This window comes from Plantibacter sp. PA-3-X8 (assembly GCF_003856975.1).
Lineage (GTDB): Bacteria > Actinomycetota > Actinomycetes > Actinomycetales > Microbacteriaceae > Plantibacter > Plantibacter auratus.
On record NZ_CP033107.1, the window covers coordinates 3,173,476 to 3,194,507 of the forward strand.

At 65.5% G+C, this 21,032-nt stretch carries 20 protein-coding genes; 7 read left to right on the forward strand and 13 right to left on the reverse strand.

Translation table 11 applies throughout. From position 1 onward, the window contains the following. Nucleotides 1–111: 111 nt before the first annotated feature. Complete coding sequence (locus EAO79_RS14975) at nucleotides 112–1,815, reverse strand: AarF/ABC1/UbiB kinase family protein (protein ID WP_124769453.1); 1,704 nt, start codon at nucleotides 1,813–1,815, stop codon at nucleotides 112–114. A gap of 61 nt (nucleotides 1,816–1,876) precedes the next feature. Then, on the reverse strand, nucleotides 1,877–2,368 hold the full coding sequence (locus EAO79_RS14980) for a PadR family transcriptional regulator (protein WP_124769454.1): 492 nt from the start codon (nucleotides 2,366–2,368) through the stop codon (nucleotides 1,877–1,879). Nucleotides 2,369–2,585: 217 nt separating this feature from the next. Here EAO79_RS14980 and EAO79_RS14990 point away from each other — a divergent pair, with 217 nt between their 5' ends. Continuing rightward, the gene (locus EAO79_RS14990; protein WP_124769455.1) at nucleotides 2,586–3,458 is read left to right on the forward strand and encodes an oxidoreductase; all 873 of its coding nucleotides are present in this window, start codon (nucleotides 2,586–2,588) and stop codon (nucleotides 3,456–3,458) included. 21 nt (nucleotides 3,459–3,479) lie between these two features. Here the strand turns inward: EAO79_RS14990 and EAO79_RS14995 are convergent, their stop codons facing one another. After that, nucleotides 3,480–3,965 carry a glutathione peroxidase gene (locus tag EAO79_RS14995; protein ID WP_056005205.1) on the reverse strand — a complete coding sequence of 162 codons (486 nt, stop codon included), beginning with the start codon at nucleotides 3,963–3,965 and terminating at the stop codon, nucleotides 3,480–3,482. A 185-nt stretch (nucleotides 3,966–4,150) separates the two neighbouring features. Here EAO79_RS14995 and EAO79_RS15000 point away from each other — a divergent pair, with 185 nt between their 5' ends. The 3 genes from EAO79_RS15000 to EAO79_RS15010 are packed head-to-tail and all read left to right on the forward strand — an operon-like array spanning nucleotide 4,151 to nucleotide 6,557. Next, nucleotides 4,151–4,777: a dihydrofolate reductase family protein gene (locus EAO79_RS15000; RefSeq protein WP_124769456.1), complete on the forward strand. Its 627-nt coding sequence runs from the start codon at nucleotides 4,151–4,153 to the stop codon at nucleotides 4,775–4,777. Next, nucleotides 4,774–6,186 (forward strand): NAD(P)/FAD-dependent oxidoreductase, encoded by a 1,413-nt coding sequence (locus tag EAO79_RS15005; RefSeq protein ID WP_124769457.1) that lies wholly within the window; start codon nucleotides 4,774–4,776, stop codon nucleotides 6,184–6,186. The genes EAO79_RS15000 and EAO79_RS15005 overlap by 4 nt, the downstream gene beginning before the upstream one ends. A 44-nt stretch (nucleotides 6,187–6,230) precedes the next feature. Beyond that, the gene (locus EAO79_RS15010; RefSeq protein WP_124769458.1) at nucleotides 6,231–6,557 is read left to right on the forward strand and encodes a YciI family protein; all 327 of its coding nucleotides are present in this window, start codon (nucleotides 6,231–6,233) and stop codon (nucleotides 6,555–6,557) included. Between the two features lie 24 nt (nucleotides 6,558–6,581). Here the strand turns inward: EAO79_RS15010 and EAO79_RS15015 are convergent, their stop codons facing one another. Together EAO79_RS15015 and EAO79_RS15020 are read right to left on the reverse strand one after the other, a co-directional pair. Then, on the reverse strand, nucleotides 6,582–6,932 hold the full coding sequence (locus EAO79_RS15015) for a hypothetical protein (protein WP_124769459.1): 351 nt from the start codon (nucleotides 6,930–6,932) through the stop codon (nucleotides 6,582–6,584). 662 nt (nucleotides 6,933–7,594) lie between these two features. Next, nucleotides 7,595–8,584 (reverse strand): YafY family protein, encoded by a 990-nt coding sequence (locus EAO79_RS15020; protein ID WP_124769460.1) that lies wholly within the window; start codon nucleotides 8,582–8,584, stop codon nucleotides 7,595–7,597. 96 nt (nucleotides 8,585–8,680) lie between these two features. Between EAO79_RS15020 and EAO79_RS15025 the strand changes: the two genes are divergently transcribed. After that, nucleotides 8,681–9,079, forward strand: coding sequence for a glyoxalase/bleomycin resistance/extradiol dioxygenase family protein (locus EAO79_RS15025; protein ID WP_124769461.1), 399 nt, complete (start codon nucleotides 8,681–8,683; stop codon nucleotides 9,077–9,079). Between the two features lie 15 nt (nucleotides 9,080–9,094). Here EAO79_RS15025 and EAO79_RS15030 read toward each other — a convergent pair whose 3' ends face one another. Continuing rightward, a complete protein-coding gene (locus tag EAO79_RS15030; RefSeq protein WP_124769462.1) occupies nucleotides 9,095–9,724 on the reverse strand; it encodes a TetR/AcrR family transcriptional regulator in 630 nt (209 codons plus the stop codon). Nucleotides 9,725–9,810: 86 nt separating this feature from the next. Here EAO79_RS15030 and EAO79_RS15035 point away from each other — a divergent pair, with 86 nt between their 5' ends. Next, nucleotides 9,811–10,773, forward strand: a complete 963-nt coding sequence (locus tag EAO79_RS15035) for a zinc-dependent alcohol dehydrogenase family protein (protein WP_124769463.1) — start codon at nucleotides 9,811–9,813, stop codon at nucleotides 10,771–10,773. Nucleotides 10,774–10,807: 34 nt separating this feature from the next. On the opposite strand, the gene EAO79_RS19480 is transcribed toward EAO79_RS15035, so the two are convergent. Further along, a complete protein-coding gene (locus tag EAO79_RS19480; RefSeq protein ID WP_256386804.1) occupies nucleotides 10,808–10,960 on the reverse strand; it encodes a DoxX family protein in 153 nt (50 codons plus the stop codon). Continuing rightward, complete coding sequence (locus EAO79_RS19485) at nucleotides 10,957–11,172, reverse strand: DoxX family protein (protein WP_256386805.1); 216 nt, start codon at nucleotides 11,170–11,172, stop codon at nucleotides 10,957–10,959. The genes EAO79_RS19480 and EAO79_RS19485 overlap by 4 nt, the downstream gene beginning before the upstream one ends. A gap of 119 nt (nucleotides 11,173–11,291) precedes the next feature. On the opposite strand from EAO79_RS19485, the gene EAO79_RS15045 reads away from it, so the two are divergent. Then, the gene (locus EAO79_RS15045; protein WP_124769464.1) at nucleotides 11,292–11,666 is read left to right on the forward strand and encodes a helix-turn-helix domain-containing protein; all 375 of its coding nucleotides are present in this window, start codon (nucleotides 11,292–11,294) and stop codon (nucleotides 11,664–11,666) included. Between the two features lie 390 nt (nucleotides 11,667–12,056). Here EAO79_RS15045 and EAO79_RS15050 read toward each other — a convergent pair whose 3' ends face one another. The 5 genes from EAO79_RS15050 to EAO79_RS15070 form a co-directional block, all read right to left on the reverse strand. Continuing rightward, nucleotides 12,057–14,471: an AAA family ATPase gene (locus tag EAO79_RS15050; RefSeq protein ID WP_164486952.1), complete on the reverse strand. Its 2,415-nt coding sequence runs from the start codon at nucleotides 14,469–14,471 to the stop codon at nucleotides 12,057–12,059. Beyond that, complete coding sequence (locus EAO79_RS15055; protein WP_124769466.1) at nucleotides 14,464–15,036, reverse strand: hypothetical protein; 573 nt, start codon at nucleotides 15,034–15,036, stop codon at nucleotides 14,464–14,466. The genes EAO79_RS15050 and EAO79_RS15055 overlap by 8 nt, the downstream gene beginning before the upstream one ends. Next, the gene (locus EAO79_RS15060) at nucleotides 15,036–16,043 is read right to left on the reverse strand and encodes a hypothetical protein (protein WP_124769467.1); all 1,008 of its coding nucleotides are present in this window, start codon (nucleotides 16,041–16,043) and stop codon (nucleotides 15,036–15,038) included. The genes EAO79_RS15055 and EAO79_RS15060 overlap by 1 nt, the downstream gene beginning before the upstream one ends. Before the next feature lie 36 nt (nucleotides 16,044–16,079). After that, nucleotides 16,080–16,796, reverse strand: a complete 717-nt coding sequence (locus EAO79_RS15065) for a hypothetical protein (RefSeq protein WP_124769468.1) — start codon at nucleotides 16,794–16,796, stop codon at nucleotides 16,080–16,082. A 351-nt stretch (nucleotides 16,797–17,147) separates the two neighbouring features. Beyond that, complete coding sequence (locus tag EAO79_RS15070) at nucleotides 17,148–20,798, reverse strand: hypothetical protein (RefSeq protein WP_124769469.1); 3,651 nt, start codon at nucleotides 20,796–20,798, stop codon at nucleotides 17,148–17,150. Nucleotides 20,799–21,032: the final 234 nt, after the last annotated feature.

A 21,032-nucleotide genomic window follows, 5' to 3' on the forward strand; every position in this document is an offset into this window, starting at 1 on the left:
CTTGCCCGATCGATTCAGGCAAGTGTGCTGGAGCGCCGGGGACCGGCCTATGGACCGTTGATCCAGGTTTTCGCGTCAGGAGTGTGCCGTGGCGACGACCCCTCGCCGGGGTCAGCGCCCGCGGCGCCCCGAGAACAGTGCATGGAGGAGTGGCACGACGGAGACCACCATGAAGACGGTGCCGAGCACGGCATCGTCGGACCGGAGGACGGCTCCCGCGACGAGCAGCGCGGCGAACAGCACGGCCGAGACGACCCGGCCCGTCGTGCGGTCGAGCCGCGCGATCCGCTGTTCCAGTCTCGGGTTGGTGGTCGCGACGGTGCCGGCTTCGACCCGCGTGATGACCGCGTCGAGACGCTTCGGCAGGCGGACGGCGACCGTGGCGATGTCGAGTGCCTCGCGACCGAGGTCCTGGACGACGTTGCCGCGTTCGTCACGGAGCAGCTGCGCGGCGTAGGGCTCGACGGAGTCCCAGAGGTTGAACTCGGGGTCGAGTGCGCTGCAGACACCGGAGGTGAGCGAGATCGCGCGGATGATGAGCAGGAAGTTCTCGGGGAGCTGGAACGGCAGCGTCCGGATGACCTCGCTGAACTGGTTGCCGAAGTCGCGGAACTCCTTCGGGTCGACGTCGCGCAGTTCCGCGAACCCCATGCCGCCGAAGCGTCCGAACAGCGCGGTCATGGCCCGTTCGAGCTCGGTCGTGTCGGCCGAGGGCAGGAGAACGCCGAGGTCGCGGATCGCGTCGACCAGGCCCTTGCCGTCGCGCGATGCGGCGGCGATGAGCAGCTTCCGGAGGCCGCGCCTCGTGGTCGGCGGGACCTCGCCCATCATCCCGAAGTCGATGAAGGTCAGCTTCCACGGGCGCTCGCCCGGGGCGGCGTCGACGGGCGTCACGAAGATGTTTCCGGGATGCGGGTCGGCGTGGAAGAACCCGTTGGTGAAGAGCTGGTCGAACATGACGGCCGCGAACACGGGTGCCACGTCGACCGGGTCGATGCCGGCGGCGCGCAGGGCGTCGGCGTCGGTGATCTTGATGGCGGTGACGTCTTCGAGCGTCAGGACGCGCTGCGTCGTGCGCTCCCACACCACCGCAGGGACGGAGACGCGGTCGTCGCCGGCGAAATCGGCGGCGAACCGCTCAGAACTCGCGGCCTCATGGAGGTAGTCGATCTCCTCGAGGCTCGTCGCGGCGAACTCCTCGACGAGCGCGGGCATGTCGACGCGGTCGGAGACGAGCCGGACGCGGCGCAACCAGCCGCCCACCTTGCGCAGGGCGGCGAGGTCGACGGTGACGATCTCGTCGATGCCCGGCCGCTGGACCTTGAGCACGACGGCGTCGAGCCCGGAGTCGGCGGCGAGCGCCGGAGCGAGCAGGGCGCGGTGCGCCTGGCCGAGCGAGGCGGCTGCGACGGGGCGTTCGTCGATGCCGGCGAAGACCTGCGAGAGCGACACACGGAGTTCCGACTCGGCGAGCGCGCGGATGCGTGGGAAGGCGACGGGCGGGACTTCGTCCTGCAGGCCTTCGAGCTCCTTCGTGATCTCCGGCGGGAGCACATCGAGGCGCGACGACATGAACTGGCCGACCTTGATCATGAGCCCGCCGAGGTCGACGGCGAGCACGTGGAACCGTCGTGCGAACTTCTGCATGCGGCGCGTGCGGGTCCGCTCCGTCAGCTTGATGAGCCCGAACCGCGGCAGGACGATCTCGAACCACCAGGCGGCGGCCAGGTGCCAGCTCGCGAAGCGGAGGATCCGACGGTACCGGGCGCGCCCGTGAGCGGGCGGACCGGCTGGAACGCCGGCCCGCCCGCTCATGGGGAGCTCGCCGAAACGGGACGCCGAGTCGCTGGGCGTCCCGCCGGTCGACGACACTCGGTCAGTCCTGGGCGAGGATCGCGTAGAGGCGCTTGCGAGCTTCGTCGAGGATGGTGACGGCCTGCTGGACCTGCTCGGGCGTTCCGGTGCGGCCGACCTGGGCTGCGGCCTGGGCCAGCTCGACGCCGGCCTTCGGCAGAGCGGTGAAGCCGGGGTGCTCGGACGACTCGGCGTTCTGCCACGGAGCGGATGCGCCAGACTCGGCGACCTCGTCGCGACCGGCCTCGGTCAGTGCGTAGGTCTTGCGGCCGCCCGACTCCTCGGCCGTGATGATGCCCTCGTCGGACAGCAGCTGCAGCGTCGGGTAGACCGAGCCTGCGCTGGGCTTCCAGGAGCCGCCGCTGCGCTCCTCGATCTCGCGGATGATCTGGTAGCCGTGCATCGGCTGCTCGGCCAGGAGGGCCAGCACGGCGGAGCGGACGTCGCCGCGGCCGACGCGCGAGCCGGCGCTCTTCTCGAACTTCGAACGCAGCTGCTCCATCATCTGCCACATGCCGTCGGTACCGAAGCCGGCTCCGTTGCCGAAGCCGGCTCCGTTGCCGAAGCCTCCGCCGTTACCGAACCCGGCGCCACCGAATCCTGCGCCACCGCTTGGGAATCCACCCATGATTGCTCTCCTTCGTCGTACGTGAACGATGCTCAACGATATATCGGTGAAGCTGTGAACGATATGTGTAATCGGAAGATCGTGATGGCGTAACGTCGCCCTCATGAGCCCCTGGACCGCAGCAGACATCCCCGATCAGCACGGCCGCGTCGCGATCGTGACCGGCGCGAACAGCGGGATCGGCGCGGTCACGGCCCGCGAGCTCGCCGCCCACGGTGCCGCCGTGATCCTCGCCTGCCGCGATACGGACAAGGGCGCGCGGGCCGCGGCGACGATGACCGGCGACGTCGAGGTGCGGCAGCTGGATCTCGCCGACCTGGCGTCCGTCCGTCGATTCGCGGACGGCGTCGAGCGGGTCGACGTGCTGGTGAACAACGCCGGCGTCATGGCGGTTCCGGAACGACGCACGGCCGACGGCTTCGAGATGCAGATCGGCACGAACTTCCTCGGGCCCTTCGCACTCACCGGCCTCCTGATCGACCGCATCACCACGCGGGTCGTGACGCTGTCGAGTGCTGCACACCGCGCCGGCAAGATCGACCTGGCCGATCTCAATTGGCGCAACCGGACGTATCGGCGCTGGTCCGCCTATGGCCAGTCGAAGCTCGCCGACCTCATGTTCTCGGCCGAGCTGCAGCGACGCCTCACGGCGGAGGGTTCCTCGGTGCTGTCCGTGGCCGCACACCCCGGCTTCGCGTCGACCGAGCTCCAGTCCCACACCGAGTCAGCGCAGGGTCCGCTCCTCGCGTGGGGAACCCGGCTCCTCGGTCAGAGCGCTGAGATGGGTGCGCTTCCGACGCTCTACGCGGCGACGTCGCCCGACGTCGAGCCCGGCGGCTACTACGGTCCGAGCGGCTTCGGTGAGATGCGCGGTGATCCGAAGCCCGTCGACCGGACCTCGGCGGCCCGCGACGAGCACGTCGCCGCCGAACTCTGGACGACGGCCGAGGCGCTCACCGGAGTCACCTACCGGTGAGCGCGCCCGGCCGTCCCGGCGTCACGCGGGAAGGCTCTCCTCGATCGCGGCGATGACCTCGGGGGCGTCCGGCTCGGTCGTCGGACGGAAGCGGTGCACGGTGCCGTCGGGCGCGATGAGGAACTTCTCGAAGTTCCACTTCACGTTGCCCGCCTTGCCGTTCGCGTCGGCGGTCTTCACGAGCTCCTGGTAGAGCGGGTGCCGGTTCCGGCCGTTGACCTTCACTTTGTCCATCATCGGGAAGGTGACGCCCCAGGTGGCCGAGCAGTATTCGGCGATCTTCTCGTTGTCGCCGAGCTCCTGCAGGAACTGGTTGCTCGGGAACCCGATCACCGTGAAGCCGCGGTCGGCGTACTCCTTCTGGAGTGCCTCGAGCTTCTCGTACTGCGGCGCGAGGCCGCAGCGGCTCGCGACGTTGACCACGAGTTTGGCCTTCCCGTCCCACTCCGCGAGGGTCGTGTCCCGGCCGTCGAGGGTGGTGACGGGGATGGTGTCCAGATCGGTCATGGTGTGATGCCTCTCATCTGTCGAACGACGTCCTGCCCGTGCACTGGTGTGCGCAAGCGGATCCACTCCGAACGCTACTCGCCCAGGACACGGCCGATGCCCTTTCGTCAGTGCGTTCTCAGCCGACAGCCGTTGACACCGCCTGCCGGCCGGTGGATCGTGAGTGCAGCAGATCGGAGCAGGACATGGGACGCATCCACATCGACCTCTTCATGACCCTCGACGGCGTCGCTCAGGCGCCGGGTGGGCCGGAGGAGGACCCCAGTGACGGGTTCGGGTTCGGCGGCTGGCAGGCACCGCTCATCGACGAGGTCGACGGTGAGCAGATCGACGCCGGCATGGTGGGCATGGACGCCCTCCTGCTCGGTCGCCGGACCTACGACATCTTCGCCGGATACTGGCCGCACCAGGAAGGCGGCCAGGACGACGGCATCGCCAGGCTCTTCAACCGACTGCCGAAGTACGTCGCGTCACGCGAGCCGCGGGAGCTGGGGTGGGCGAACTCGACGCAGCTCGGATCGAACCTCCCGGAGGCCGTTCGATCACTGCGCGAGCGCCATGCGCAGATCCACGTCATCGGCAGCCTCGACCTCGTGCAGACCCTGCTCGCCGACGCACTCTTCGATCAGCTGAACCTCTGGGTGTACCCGATCACGCTCGGCACCGGGAAGCGGGTCTTCGCCACCGGCACCGTGCCGTCCTCGCTGCGCCTGCTCGGCCCGGCGACCACCTCCCCTGCAGGGACCGTCCACCTCAAGTACGAACGGATCGACGGAACACCGGCCACCGGCGACATGGGCGACCCGCGATGAGCGCGTCGGACGAGGCGTCGACGCAGACGCCCGACGCCGACACCCGCTTCGACACGGTCGTCGTCGGTGCCGGCGTCGCCGGGCTCGTCGCCGCACGACTCCTCGCGGCCGCCGGACGAACAGTGGTCGTCGTCGAGGCCCGTGACCGGGTCGGCGGGCGGGTGTCGACCGAGCGTCGCGACGGTCAGGTGACCGATCTCGGCGCATCGTGGGTGCACGGGGTGAACGACAGTGCGGTCGCCGCGGCGGCCGACGCGTTCGGGATGCGGACGGTCGAGTTCACCGTCGGCGGCTACCAGCCGGACAGCCGGCCGATCGCGTACTACGGGCCCGGCGGCGAGCGCCTGTCGGACGCCGAGGCTCGCGGCTTCGCCGAGGACGTCCACGCCCTCGACGCGATGCTGCTCGGTGTCGTCGCCGAGTCAGCCCCGGACGCGTCGTACCGTGACGTGACCGAGGCGGCGCTCGCGTTGCAGGACTGGGACGCCGAGCGGGTGCAGCGGGTCCGCGAGTACCTGGAGCATCGTTCGGAGGAGCAGTACGGCGCGTGGATCGAAGACCTCGCGGCCCACGGGCTCGACGACGACGCGATCGACGGTGACGAGGTCGTGTTCCCCGACGGGTACGACGTGCTCCCCCGGCGCCTTGCCGAGGGGCTCGATGTGCGCCTCGAGCACGTGGTGACGAACGTGCGGTGGTCCGCGGACGGCGTCGAGGTGACCGCCCAGGGACCGACGAGCGAGGTGGTGCTGCACGCGGGCTCGGTGGTGGTGACGGTGCCGGTCGGGGTACTGCAGTCGGAGGAGTTCGTGATCGATCCCCCGCTGCCGGAGCCGGTCGCCGGTGCGCTCGCCCGGTTGCGGATGAACGCGTTCGAAAAGGTCTTCCTCCGGTTCGAGCGGCGATTCTGGGACGACGACGTCTACGCCGTCAGACAGCAAGGACCGGAGAGTCGACGCTGGCACTCCTGGTACGACCTCACGACCGCGCACGGATCGCCGACGCTGCTCACGTTCGCCGCCGGCCCGACGGCCGTCGAGATCCGGGACTGGGACGAGTCGCGCGTCGTGGAGTCGATCCTCGAGCAGCTGCGGCGCCTGTACGGCGACCGCGTCGGGGAGCCGACGGAGGTGCACGTCACGCGCTGGCATGACGACCCGTTCTCGCGCGGGTCCTATGCCTACATGACCGTCGGCTCGACGACCGACGACCACGACGCCCTCGCGACCCCGGTCGGCGGCGTCGTGCACCTCGCGGGCGAGGCCACCTGGACCGACGACCCCGCGACGGTGACGGCGGCATTCCACTCCGGCCATCGGGCGGCGGAGCGCGTCCTCGGCCAGTCGATCCCGATCGAGACCCTCTGGCGCGACGAGAGCGCAGTCCCGGTCGTCAACCCGGTCCGATAGCGACAACGAGTACGCTCTCGCGAGCGTCGAATGAGAGGAACCGTATGCGATTCATGATGTTCGTCCTCACGGACCCGGTGCCCGACGAACCGACCGACGACTCCGACGTCGACCACTGGGTCCAGGAGCTGGACACGACCAGGCGGCGGCTCCTCGGCGACGTGCTCGATCCGAGCGAGGCGCGCGGCGTCCGTGTCCGCGCCGGCGAGCGATTCGTCACCAACGGCCCGATCCCGGGTGCGACCGACACCCTCTGGGGCTTCGACATCCTCGAGTGCATCGACCTCGACGAGGCGATCGACATCGCGGCCCGCCACCCGATGGCCCGCAACGGTCGCCTGGAGCTGCGCCCGTTCCCTGCAACGAGCTGAACGGCACGCTGTCGAGACCGGGGGTCAGTACTCGCGCATCTCGTAGAACGGCAGATCGTTGCAGCCTGCCTCCAGTGCGTCCATCCGCCGCTCCATGGGTGTATCGAGTAGTCGCTCCAGCGGCGAGTTCGAAGCCCCTGCGGCGATCGCATCACACGTGGCGACGGCACGGAAGTGGGCCGGGTAGATGAAGATCGCCAAGACGATCGCAGCAGGGCTGAAAAGCAACAACCCCGGAGCGATGCCCTGTTCCTTCCGCTTGAGTTGGAATCCGACCCCGGCGATGATCGCTGCGATCGGCGCGAAGAGGGCCCCGGTAATGACGACACCCCCGAGCAAGGCGACGAGGGTAAGCCATACCTCTGGATTCCGCATTCGAACCTCCATTGGTTCCGATGCAGCTGATGCTCCTATCACGCCATGGCATCGACAACCCCCAAGGCGGGGGGCTGGCGAGCTGAGCGGTCCTCACGCCGACCAGGATCCTCGGCATCGGTCGAAGCATCGCCACCGACCTCGCCCGGGCTGGCGCTGTGGTCCTCCAGCCTGTGCGCTCGACCACGAGGGGCGAACACGTCGTCGAGCCGGTGGGGTGTCTCCAGCAACCTGTCCCACCCCTGCTTCTCCCCCACCAATCTGTTAGCCGCCCAACCGGGCATGGGTCGCCAGCGAGACACCGGAGCCCGTCGCGTGGTCACCCTGCTCTCACGCCTCAGCGCCGCAGGCACGGTGTCGAGTGACGCGCAGCCTGCGCTCATGGCCGCAACGGCTTCGACCGCACGAAGCGACGAGTTCTACGGCCAGGTCTGGACCATCGGTGGCCGCCCCGCGCTCCTCCCGGCCCTGCGTCCGCCGATGCGGAACCTGGATGAGGCCCACAGAGGCCCTGGAACGAGTCCGAGCGGCTCATCGGTCGGTGCGCCCGCGTCTGCCCCGCCGGCCAGTTGTTCGAGTGCCCCGATACCCGCCGCGCCCGCGGCGATCGCGTCGACCAGGCCATCGGTCGCCCGCGTCGAGACGATCCGCATTGTCGCCCGCTACTCGGCGACGGGCCACTGTTCAGCACCGCCAGCGATGCGGAGCATCCGCGTCGCCGTCGCGCGCACGAGTTCACGGAGATCCTCAGGCTCGTCGATGATGACCGCGTGATCTCCCATCCCGGCGATCACCGCTGGAAGCCAGTCGAGGCGTTTGGCTCGGATCGACACCCGATGCCAGCCAGATACGTCCTCGATCGACTCCACGACGGCCACGCTCTCCGGGAAGCGGGCACGTATCTGCGGGACGCTCGCCTGGATGCGCAACCGGACGTGCCACCGGTAGTCCGCCCCCACGAAGCGATCGACGAGTGGAGGGCGCTCCGCTCGAGTGACCGGGCCTGGGAAGACCCCGGGCAGCGTCCGCGCCGATCGGATGCGGTCGACCCGGAAGGTGCGCTCCTCCGCTTGTTCGACGTCGAATGCGTCCAGGTACCAACGACCGGCATGGACGAGCAGGTCGAACGGATGCACCGTGCGACGCGAGGGCGTGTCCTCCGCGTCGCGGTAGCGAAGTTCGAGGGGACGTCTCGCTCGGAGCGCATCCGACACGGTGAGCAGGACTCCCGCGTCGGGCACGTCGTGGCGCGACGGTCTCCGGGCTGCGGCCTGCAGGACCGCCTCGAGGCGGTCCACGGATGCGGCCGGGAGGGAACGCCGGATCTTCGCGAGGGCGATCTGCGCTGCGACATCCGGGGAGTCCGAGGTCGATTGGGCTTCACTCAAGCCGAGGAAGACGGCGACCGCTTCCTCGTCAGTGAGCATGATCGGCGACACCCGTCGGCCGACGGCGAGGCGGTACCCACCGTAGCGGCCGCGCACCGACTCGATCGGGACATCCATGTCCACGAGACGCTGCACGGAGCGGCGCACGGTGCGTTCATCCACACCCAACTGTTCGGCGAGCTCTGGCACGCTGCGGATCTCCGCCGACTGCAGCAACTCGAGCAGCTGCAGCGCTCGAGCAGTCGGCGAGCCGGCATGTCCCATCTCATGAGAATACCGGGCGAAATCGGTCCGGTATTGGCTCTATCGTCGTCACCGCCCCGCACCTGTGGGGGAAGACCACCAGCCAAGGAGACACGCATGCAACTCGCAGCCACCCGGATCATCACCGACGACGTCGACGCCCTGGTCGTCTTCTACGAGCGGGTCACCGGTGCGACCGCGACACGACTGCACCCACTGTTCGCCGAGGTGCGCACCGACACCGGCACGCTCGCGATCGCCAGTTCAGCGACCATCCCACTGTTGGGCGAGGACGCCGCCGCACCGCGAGCCAACCGATCCGTCATCCTCGATCTGCTCGTCGATGACGTCGACGCGGTCTACACGACGCTCCAGGGCGTCGTGGAGACGTTCGTGAACGAGCCGACGACCATGCCGTGGGGTAACCGATCGCTGCTGTTCCGCGACCCCGACGGCAACCTCGTCAACGCCTTCACCCCGACCACGGCTGACGCAAGCAAGCGGGTCGCATCGTGAACCTGGTCGTGCGGCCTACGCCGGGATGACGCTCGGGATGAGTCGTGGCGCTGGAGGGAGCGGTCCGTGCCGGTCTGACGCACGCAGTCCGTCGATCACGAGCGCGGCGTAGCGTCGTGCAGCTCGGACGCGCTCCGTCTCCGTCGTACGTGAGAGTCCGCGAGCCGCGAGCAGGACCACGAGGAAGTCGTCGAGGACGAAGTCCGCGCGCAGCGCGCCGGCGTCGATGGCGCGACGAGCGACGGCGGTGATCGCACGCACGGCCTGTTCACGCTGGGTCCGGAAGTCGACGGCATCGGGGTAGGCGGCGAGGAACGCGTCCGTGAACCCCTGGTTCCGAGCGTTGAGGACCAGGACCTCCTCGATGATGCCGCGGAAGCCACGCCAGGGGTCGACGTCCGCGAGGGCGTCGACCACGATCGAGCGGCAGGCGTCGAGCTCATTCACGAATGCGGCTCTGACGAGATCAGCCTTGGTCGGGAACCGTCGGTAGAGGGTGGCCGGCCCGACACCGGCTCGGCGGGCGATCTCCCGCATCGTCACGTGAAGACCGTCGGTCCCGAACAGTTCGCGGGCTGCGGCGAGGACGCGGTCACGGTTCTCCTGGGCGTCGGAACGCAGGTTCTGAGGCAGTGTCGCGGGCATGTGTCTCACATTACTCAAGTGGACGGGTGCGTCCGTTACGTTGCGGGAGGCGGGTCAGATCCCCCGCCGCGAAACGGAGTGCACCCATGCGCGCAGTGATCATCCGGACCTTCGGTGAACCGAGTGGGATGGAGGTGACGGACCTGCCCGTCCCCACGCCCGGGGCCGGTGAGGTCCTCGTTCGAACGGAGGCCGCAGGCGTCGGCGGGGTCGACGTCGTGATCCGCCGGGGCGGGATCGCCGAAGCCACCCGGGACTCGGGGATGATCCCGGGGAGTGAGGCCGCCGGCGTCATCACCGCGACCGGGCCCGACGTCGACCCCGCGTGGGTCGGTCGACGGGTGTGGGCGTTCACGGGAACCTCGGGCGCGTACGCCGAGTACGTGATCGCGCGAGCCGACGAGATCGTCGAACTGCCGTCCGACCTGACGTCCGTCCAGGCGGTGACGCTGGGCAGCGCGTTCCCGGTCGCGCACTTCGCGCTCGAACGCGCTCGCCTGGCCGAGGGCGAATCCGTCCTCGTGCGCGGGGCCGCCGGGAGTATCGGCCTGGCCGGCGTCGAGCTGGCCGCTCGTGCCGGCGCCGGCGTCATCGCCGTCACCACCTCGTCCTCCGAACGCGGGGAACGTCTGCGGGCGTTCGGTGCAACCCACGTGCTCGACCGCTCCGGCGCGGGCGATGCGGACGCCCCGGCGGAGTTCGACGTCATCCTCGACATCGTCAGCGGTCCCGATCTCCCCCGGTTCATCGAGCGGCTCTCGCCGAACGGCCGCCTGATCGCCGTGGGCGTGGTGGGCGGGTTCCCGCCCGCGGACTTCGGCACGGCTCTCCTGGCCGGCTTCCGCCGATCGATCACCTTCGGAACCCTGAGCCTCGACACCGTGCCGCGCGCGGAACTCGCCCGGGTGCGAGCCGAGGTGTTCGACGACGCCGTCCGAGGCACGCTCTCACCGGTGGTCCACGACGCCCTGCCGCTGAGCGACGCAGCCGAGGCGCACCGTCTCATGGACGCCGGGGACGTGTTCGGGCGCATCGTGCTCGTCCCGTGAATCGGCTGACGAGGCAAGCACCGATCCGCCACCGCTACAGCCAGATCGTCGCCAGCCAGACCTCGACGACGGCGAGCACCAGCAGGGCGACGTTCAGCCCGAGGACCCGGAACTCGCCGCGACGCACGTGCACGGTGATGCCTCCGATCTGCACCAGGACCAGCCCGACCGCCGCAGCGACGGTCAACCAGTGAGGACGCCCACGAGCGGGGGCAGGATGAGGCCGGTCACGCCCAGCACCTCAAGCAGCCCGATCACTCGAACCACTGAGAGCGGCATGCCGTCGACCCACGCCATCATCGGGCGGAGCTGCTCGGCAGAGCGGACGAGCTTCATGCCGCCCGAGTACAGGTACAGGACCGCGAGCAGTCCTGCGACGATCCAGTAGGCGATGACCATGTGCAACCTCCGAGTGCGTGTGTGCGTTGATGGTTACGATGGGTAACCGACGCAAGTGTGGACCGGATCGGACCGGCGTACAAAAGGCACACGCGTGTGACCGAGCCGCGAGGGGTGCCGTGCTCCGCTACCAGAGGCTGTGTTCCGTCCGGGGCGACCAGGGCAAGGCCATCCGCTCACTCCTGGACCGCATCGCCGACAAGTGGGCGCTCCTCCTCATCGCGACGCTCCATGACGGCCCGTTCCGGTTCACCGAGCTCGAGCAGCGCATCCCGGGCATCTCCCGACGCATGCTCACCCTCACCCTCAGGAACCTCGAGCGCGACGGGCTCGTCACCCGCACCACCTTCGCGGAGGTGCCACCACGGGTCGAGTACGAGTTGACGGACCTCGCGCAGTCGCTCATCCCCCATGCGCTGGCACTCGCCGAGTGGGCCGGCGAGCACGTCCCCGTGATCGAAGCGAGCCGAACGGCATACGACGAGCGGTTCTGACCGCCTACCCGCGCTGCGGGCCAACGAAAAAGTCCCGGAAACCAGTTGGTTTCCGGGACTTCATGGTCGGGCTGACAGGATTTGAATCTGCGACCCCTTGACCCTAAGCGCCAAAGCATCGCTCCCAGCCGGCTCGACCTGGGTAGGCATTTCAGAAGAATGCTCTGTGCATTACGCGCAAGCGATCCAGCGACCCCCTCGTGAACTCAGATCTTGATCTGCCGTGTAAAACACTTCTAGATCAGTGCGTGCAGAATCGTTAGCTAGCGCCTCTGCACTGCCCCGCACAAACAACCGTGACTCCGTCGACCAATCGCACTTTGAAGGCTCTGAGCAACATGGTGAGCCTGGTTCCCATCTGAAGGGAAGGAACCGATCAAATTGTTTGATCTATCCCGCGATCGCTACGTCCGGAACCCAGGAGTGGCGGTTGATCCCTTGATCTTCATCGTCCGCACGCTCTCCGAGCTCAATTGTAATCAATTCGTCGCCCGCGTATGCCGGGCTGAGCTCCAGGGCAAGATAATCAAACAGCTCGCGCTCGTGAACAGCGATGATGACTTGCCTGCCGTTCTGCTTCGAGAGCAGACGGATGAGTCCAGCAAACTGCGCTACGTGAACCTCGTCCATCGCCTGAACTGGATCATCGAAGACAAGGCACGGCACGACGGGTTGCACGGCAAGGTGGAGCGCGAGGAACAATGACAGCGCGGCGGTGTTCAGATTTCCAGCAGAGAGCATCATTTGGGGTGGGCCACCCGCCTCACCGTTTCGGTGAGTCGTCTCTAGATTGATGTCAAAGGTCTTCTTGGTTGCGCTGGGGACTCCAAATCTTGGTATAAATCCCTCGTTCGGGGCAAGTCTGGTGAACACGGTCTTCCAGACCTCATTGAGGGATTCAGTGAAGACTCGATGGACGATTTCAGTTCGAGTCTTTGTAACGGCCTCACGAACCTCTCTCGCGATTCCCTGACGCCGTTTCGCCTCCGTGATTCGATCGTCCCATTGCTTTTTGCGCTCTGCGGCCTCAGCGACACTTTGTACGACGGCCTGCTCGCGTTCGATCACAGCTGCAAGGCTCGCCGCCGCGTCTATCGCATCCTGGTAGTGGTTGGCCTTATCGGCGAGCTGGGAGACCCTCGCCTTCGCAGTTTTGAGCAAGTCATTGCACACTGACTGGAAAGAAACGGAGGTTGATTCCACGGTGACGTTGAGGAGGACGGCATATTTGTCGAGTTCCCTCCTGATGTAAGTGTCTTCAGAACCCGCGGCCTCAAGCTCGCGAAGTGTCTGCTGAAGACCACGAACGCTCTGCGTGAGCTCTGCCCCGTTGGACTTCGCTGTTTCAATACCTGCGGCCGCGGATGCCAGCTGCAAAAGCGTCGAGTGCCGCTGCTGGAGTACCTGGCGCTGCTCGGCAGACATGCTCTGCCCAGTGAGCTGAGTGTGTTCAACCTCCAGCCGAGACACCTTTGCCGCAAGTTCGTCACGGTCGGCGCGCAATTTGACGAGTTGCTGCCCGTGGCTTGTGAGTTCGTCTAGCTTGGCGTCTACATGAGCTCGGAGGCTATGCCTACGAATCTCTGTGATGTCTCGATCACAGATCGGGCAAATGTTGCTTGCCTCGACAACGCTTCGGAGCGCGGTCAACCCCTCTACGAGCGCGCTTGAGTTCTCGTGCGCGTCCGAGAGGCGCTTCTGAAGCGCCTCTAGCTCGGCGCGACCGGCACCCAGTTCGGCACCGACCGCCTCAGCTCTCACCTCAACCTCTGCTCCGGCTTCGAGTTGTTTGACGACTAAGTGGGTGGCGTGCTGCACCGCGGTACTGGGTCCGACTCGGAGATCTACGCCGACGGCTTGGGCTTCCCGCTCCCAAGCGTCGATACCTGACCTGTCGGTACGCTCCCAATCGTCCTTGGCAGCAATTGCGGAAGCCAAGGCCGCGCGTGTCTCTTCGATCCGTTGTGTGGTCGGACGTTCGACCGACGCAGCAATGCGACCGCCCAAAGCGACGAGCTCCTGATGAACCCTCTCTGCGACGGCAAACTCGTCGGCGGTGGTGTCTTCTTTGGTCGCTCGTCGCACGCGCTCCATAAGCTCGATATCAGTATCGCCGACGGCGGGTCCGAGGTCGAGCTCGATGAGGACGTCTCGTGTGGCTTGCCGAGCGCTGGCAGCCTCCGCGCGGACATCGGTTCGCAATCCAGTCTTTTCTTTCAGATCCGCGGCTGCCGCTTTCGCCTCACGATCAGCCTCGTCGACACCTGCCGCTAGCTTCTTGAGTAATCTGAAGTCACTCGCATCACTGAGCCCACTAAGGAGTGCGTCGAGCTTCTCTAGTCCAAGAAGCTCGTTCACGAACTTCTCAAGTGCAGTCTGCTCACTGCCTTCTCGAGCTTGATATAGATCCAGAAGACGACCCAGCGATGACTGATCCAGGTAGCACCGCTCGGCGTAGAACTTTGAAGCTGCGTGATTTAGTGCCGGAGCACCTTCCAGCCGTGAACCGCTGACGGTCAGGGGAACTCCTGGCGTGCCGCCTTGTAGGTGCTGGGCAATATCCACCCGCACCGTTGCGTACGACTGTCCGAGGAACGGCAGATGCGCGCGGTAACGATCTGAATGACGTTCCATGCTCCGAATCTCGCCGGTCAGTGCGAGCTCCAGCGCGGAGAGGAGGCTGGTTTTTCCTGTGCCATTTGGGCCGTGGATGAGAATTACAGGCGCGTCTAGAGGGAACTCTCGAGTTCCTTCGATTCGTCGGAAGTCGGAAACCGTCAGGCTACGGATTGGAACATCACTCATCGTCCTCCTCCAAGTCATCGTGCCACTCAACTCCGGCGTTCACGTAACGGCGCAGTCTCTCTCGTACCGCCTCCGCACCATCGACGGCAGCCCTGACCAGTGCGATGTGATCTGGGGTGTCCTTCGACATGCCAAGGGTTGCCATCACCTCGTTCACCGGGTCGTTTCCGTGAACGAGATCAGTGTTCGGCAGTTTCAACGGGAGCAGAACCGCAATTGCTTCCTCGACCTCCGAGACGCTGGGTAACGAGGAGCCAACGGAGAGCACCCGCGCGTAGCGTTCTAGCTCGACCCGGTCGCCCGCAGCCATCGCCCCCAGGAAAACGAGACTCACGGGCCGCCGCGACGAGGCGAGGTCAAGAGACCGCGCCAAACCAGCCACCAGACGTTGAAGTCGCCGTGAAGGAACTTGATCGGTCATGATCAGCACAAGGTCGTGCGAACTGCCAGTCCCACGAGCTGCTGCTTCGAAGTCGAACTCCGTACCGACGACGGTTAGGGGCTTAGCAAGCTTCTCGAAACCTGCTTTTTCCAAGACTGTGAGAACATCCGAAATACCTGCCATCATAAGCCCCCTGCGAGCTTGAACGCCTCGTACAGCTCATCGGGCGATGCCGTGCCGGCCACACCCGATGCAACGCTAAACCGCCCTGCTCCAGGCTTACCGCCCCGGCCGAAGCGCCCCCTCGGCGACCGAGTTTGAACGGGTGGCTCCTCGTCTGCCATGACAATCAGAACGTCAGGGTCGCCGGCATCAAACGAGCCATCCACCTCAAGCTGCGTCAATGCGGCGCTGTCCTTTACAAAGAACACCCGCGTGTTCCTCTCGGATGTGGCCAAGCGCAAAACTCCGTCCTGCGGCAAGCTGCTATCTCCCGTGGAAGCCGACCACTGCCCTGAGGCAAGTCCTCGACCGACCAATGACAACGCAACGCCGAGTCGACCAAACTGCCGAGCCGGAAAATCGGGATCCAAGACCGCCTGAGCAGCTGGACGAGCAGACAACGGCTCATAACGACCACTTCGCGGAGCTGGAATCTGCCCAGTCCGAAACACTGCTAGCGCCAAGTTGACGACATCGACAATCCGAGCGGCAAAGGCACGTTGATGCCCCAGACGCTCCTCAGACTCAACTGCCTCAGGATGAGCAGGGTCGGCATGTATCGCTACCAAGTCCCTGAGACTGCGGAGATCATCCTGCAGCTGCTGAACAGCGGCATCCCCCCAGGTTTCCTGCACCTCCGGCTGAACCCAGAAGCTGAGCTTCTCAGTAAGCGAGGCGAGCACCAAGGCGAGCAAGGTGGGCTTACCGTAGGCGCCTAGAAGGGCAGACTGGGCGATCGCGGCTGCGTTGCCCTGGTAGCTCAAACCATATGTGATCTTGAGCAGGTTGCGGTGATACGCCTCAAGCTGCTCCTCGCTGAGAACCACGGGCGGCGGGGACGCCGGCCAAGGCCGAGCGAGGTCCTGGATAGCACCAGCAAACACGGTGTGGAGATTCGCGTCCTGTGCTGACAGACCCAGCATCAACGTCAACCGGTCCGTGTAGAGCACCTCAAGGTGCTTGCGCATCGACCGATTCTCCGGCTGCTCAGTCCAACGCGAAATCTACGACTCGCGCGCAACTAGGAGTTGCCGGTACTCGCCCTGATTATCTCGGGCGCGAACCGCGCAGCCGTGGAACTTGATGATCTCGATCGAGGGCCCCGCGTTACGGAAGTCATCGGGTTTTACAGCAACGCGAACTCGGGACTCGAACGCCGGCGTCAGTTCAGCCAAGGCTTTCTCCAGAAGTCCATCCCAGTTGGCAGTAACGGCAGACGAAACGAGCCCCTCCAACATGAGAATGGCGATGCAGTAATGCTCGACGTCCGGAACGAGGTCCGGTGCCCCGTAGGTGTTGGGAACATCGAGCGCGGTCCACACCAGGTAGTCGTCAGGATTCGAGTCACCCACCGAAACGTCAAGCACCTGCGAGTAGTTCGTTATGAGTGTCGAGACGATTCGCTCGCGCAAGGGCCAACTCGTGAATGTGGTTGAGAAGTCGAGGGTGTCCAGCTCCTCACGTCGCAAGGCGGCGAGTCGCAACACTTCGTTGAGCGCGGTCCGGTATTCACAGTCGTCGTCGCCGATGTCAATGTTCACCCGAAGGTGTTCGACGACGCTGGTGAGCAATTCAGCGACGTTCTTTACCCTGTCGCGCGAGATGCCCGAACCCAACCAGAGGACGTACTGACCCTCATTGAAGGCGGTGTTGAAGCCTGAGAACGCGGTGTGAAGCTTCTCGAGAAGGGCTACAACCGTGCGCGCCGGCCCCACTGTCATCCGTCCCCCTTCACTCGAAGCACTTCCGTGCCAAGCGGATTGTCCAGCATGCTGATGCGCCTCATGACTACCTTGCCATGCGCAGACAGACGTTGGAAGGGCCAAGAAAGCTGTGCTGGTCTAGTCAGCCTCAGAGGACAAGAACGGGCTCTCGATGAGCCGAGATCAATGTGTCGCCGTCTAGCGCTTTGGTCCACATCTTCGGGGGGGGGGGGGGGTACACCCCCCAACCTACAAGAATTGGGCAATTCGCTCTTATGTTAGTCGGAGCGAAGTACCCCTACCGTGCGACCTTCCGGATCTCGGAAGGTCCGTTCGGCTCAGATTTCGGAAACTCCGAAAGAACAACGCCTAGAAGTCCATCCCTTCCAGGAATCGACGTGCCTCCTCGTCGTTCCTTCTTCCTTCGTCGCGGTACGTCTCGGCAATGTCACGGAGAGTGGCTGCGGTGCGCGGGTGTGAGGCTTGCACTGCCTCCGCCCACGCCGAGTACTTGTTAGCCAGGTCGTATTCCTGCTGCCCGCCTTCAGTCATCCCGCGAGATGTGACCCCTCGCTTGTTGTAGACCCCAATCGAGAAGCCCCGAGCCAGACGCTCGTCAGGTGCGTCTTCCAGAATGTCGCGAACTGGCAGCGCAGGATACGTTCCGTCCGGGTCTTCAGGTGAATGTGCGAAGACCTCCCCGATCTGCAGTTCTCCGATCTCGGTGCGGTCGGCTTCTGCAAGCAACTCACGCGCGCCTTCTAGCCACTTACGGAGGGCGTTTGCCTCAACGACGCCTTCGTCATTCGTTCCAGGAACAACCTTCCACTCACGAAGAAGGCGAAACGCATTCGACGCCAGGTTGGAATCTTCAGACGGCTTCTCGACCTGCTCCTCGTTCCTCGCGCTGGCGGGCCTGAAGACCATCTCGATCATCTGGACGAACGTCCGAGGATCTTTGGCGAGCAAACGCTGAAGTGCAGGCATTTCGGCGTCACGCTGAAGCAGTGGCAAGTAGCGCCACTCCAAGAGCGCGATTTGACCCTCATCCACACCGCGGTGCTTCAGGAACGCGAGCAGTCGGGAGATGTCGTAGGCGGAGACGCGTCGCGCCTCAGGGTCGTCGCGAGTGCCGAACTCCTGAAGCGCCTTGATCACCAGAACCTCGTCAACCGCGCCCTCGTGCCGTGCGGCATACATGCTGAGCGCGTCTACGGCGATGGCTGCACGTCCGTGCTCAAGGAGGTTCTGGATTGCTTCGTTGATGTAGGGGAACTCCTCGCCACGGCCGTAGGGCGAAAACTCTGACCAGTACGCGTTGCTCACCGCCTCGTCGTAGTGCCGCAGCGTGTCCCAGGCAGCCGACACATCATCTGCGGACTGAAGAAGGCGAGATTGGAGTAGCGGTCTTGATTCGAACTGGTCGACCCAAGGGCGAATGTCGTCGATCGAGCCGCGTAGGCGACGACGGACGAACCCCTCGGCAAACTGAACCGCGGCCCGGTCTTCGCTGTCGAGTTCCCCGATCACATCGGCATCGACAGAATCGGTGGCTTTGGCCAAGGCTGACCCAACTGCCCATGGAAGCTCAACCGAGGCGGCGAGTCGGCGAACGCCCTCCAAGCCTTCCTCGGCGAAAACCTGTGCGATTCCTGCTGCGCGTCGCTCGCTCAAGGCAGCGTCGTACGCACGGAGTTCGTCGGCAGGTATGCCGATGTCGGGGTGCCAATCGTCGAACAGCCATCGGGTCATGTCTGACGGCCTGGCCGGAGTCAGGTTCTGCGCAACCTCCGCGAGCGGTCCGAGCCACTCCTCAGACAATGACCACTCAGCATCGGCGTACTCGCGTTGGTGTCTCACGTAGCTGCTCAGCGCCTCCCACAACGCAGTGCTCTGCTCGGCAGTTAGTTCGTTTACAGGGAGCGAAGACATGGCTGCGATCGCTTCGTTTCGAACATCCGGCGGAAGTCGATCGAACTTCGGGACGATCTGCTCCCAGCGCGCGGGGTCAGCCTTGGCGAAGCTAAGGAGGAGCGCCCCTGCCGCTTCCAGCGTCGCGAGAAGATCAGCGCGCGTCGCAGGTGTGGTCTCGGACGCCCACTCGCGAAATTCGGGAGTATGGCTCTGCATGCCGAACTCAGAGGTGCTCGGAAACAGCGAGAGCAGGAGATCCCACGAGACGCCTGGGTGGCGTCGAGTCAGGCTTTCCAACGTCTGGATACGAGCATCGAGCGAGGCAGACGTCTGGGGTGACCAGGACCTGAAGATCGCTTGCAGGCTCCCACTCGGTCGGTTGCTCAGGCGACCGCCAGGGTCGATCTCAGCTAATGCTGCGAGAGTCTCAGCGGCATACGCCATGTGCTGCTCCGACCAAGCAATCTCCTCAATCGCCCACAGCAATCCGGAGTGTGGACTGCTCACATTCCAGCGGTCATCGGTGTCCTGGAAGAATCGCTTGGCGAGCGGGTCGTCCCCCTGTGTGGCCTCCGAGATGGCTCGGAGGAACGCGTCCGGAGCTGCCTCTGCCAACAGAGGCAAGACGTCGGAAATCGACGTCCACAACTGCGCCTCCACGTCCTCGTTCGCACGAGTAAATAGGCTCAAGGCAACGCGCTCGGCCCATTCCCGAGCCGACCGCCCTCCGGCCAGGCGGACATCGTCGCCACGCGCGCCCAGTAAGGCGAGAGTCCGAGCCAATCCCTTTCGCAGGTTTAAAGAGTGCACCGGCGTCTTGCCATGCACGGCGGCGGCCCACCTGTCCTCTGCCGCGAGTTCGAGTCGCGGATCTACAGCCCCGAGAACGGTCTGAACAGCCCGTTCCAAGGAATCCAGGTCGCCATCGCTGACTAGTCCGCGGGCCGTTCGCCACGAATCCTGAGGGGACGCAACGGCCCACGTCGAACCAACCTTTGTGAACAGTGGGTCGGGCCGACGGAGGGCTTGCCGAAGGCGCTCGTCCAGGTCTTCCGGCTCGTCCTCGCACAGGCCTGTGAGTACTTCGTTGTCGCCGCTCCGGGACTGGCTCCAGCCTCCTGCGAGCCACGCCCGTCGAACGCCGCGGTTCGCCAAATCCGTCGCCCATTCCCCTGGGTCGCGCTGACCAAAGCGCGTCGCCACGCGGCGCAACGCCTCCAGGCTCTTCGTGCCCGCTCGGACGTATCGGGCGAGACTCTCGGCCGGGACTCCGACTTCTGCGAGTGCCTGTTTAAGCGCCAGGTGGTCGTGCGGCGGCAACTCGATGTCGACGTCGCCGCCTGGGTCGGTGACCACGAAAACCACGTGATGGTTTTCGACCAGGTGGGCTTCTCGCTGCAGTCCCTCCTCGTATGGCAAAAGAATCAGGAGGCTGGACGTCCGGTCCAATCTGATGAGAGTTGGGCCATCGTGCACGAGCAGAGACCGTGCGAGGATCGGCTCCGCGTACTCCGGCCCGACCGCCATCATCGAGCACGCGGCAAAGGCCAGGCCGTCATCGACGCTGGCTGCGCGGATGTAGGTCCGGCCAACATCCTCGGCTAAGCGACGAACGAGGGCAGCGGCCGGATCCGCACGACCGGCGAGGACGACAGCTGGGGTCAGCGTCGGGTCAAACCCTCGGGAATACCTCCCCCACCAATCTTCGATCGACATTGCTCCCAGCGGTCCCAGGCCGAGCAACTCCGACAACCAGACTTGAACTGCAGGCGAGACCTCAAGCGCCTGCTCGATGTCGTCGGCATCGAGAACCCGGATGTCCCGCCAGACTCCCTCCTCCCGCTTCCGCTGCTCCCAGTCCTTCTTAGCGTCCCACCGCCGCGGGGTGACGAAGACGAAAGTGTGCTCCGCGGGGTCGATCCCCTGGGGGTCATCACTCCTTGACCGGTAGTCGCTCTGAGCCTTCGCCGCGGGGTCGCCACCAACGCCCATCTCCCACACGCTCTCGCCCTCGGGCACGAAGGACGTCGCACGGCCGGCTTCAACGAAACCGTCGTAGCCGGGGAGGCCGACCCCCTCGCCCCCGCGCATCTCCACCCGCTGCACCTGATCATTCTCGGCGCGGATCAGGCGTCTTACCAGGCGGGGCAGGTCGGCCTGGGCAGACCTGGTATCGGCCCATCGGTCGAGATCCGTCGCGTCGGCGAGATGCGGCAGTCCATGCGACACGATGTCCTCCGTTCTGAATGGACCAAGCCTAGTCGCGGCACCGGCCACAGTCCGGGCCATGCAAGTGACAAGGGCTAGGTGTTGAGTGACGCTCGCAACAGGCGTCGCGAT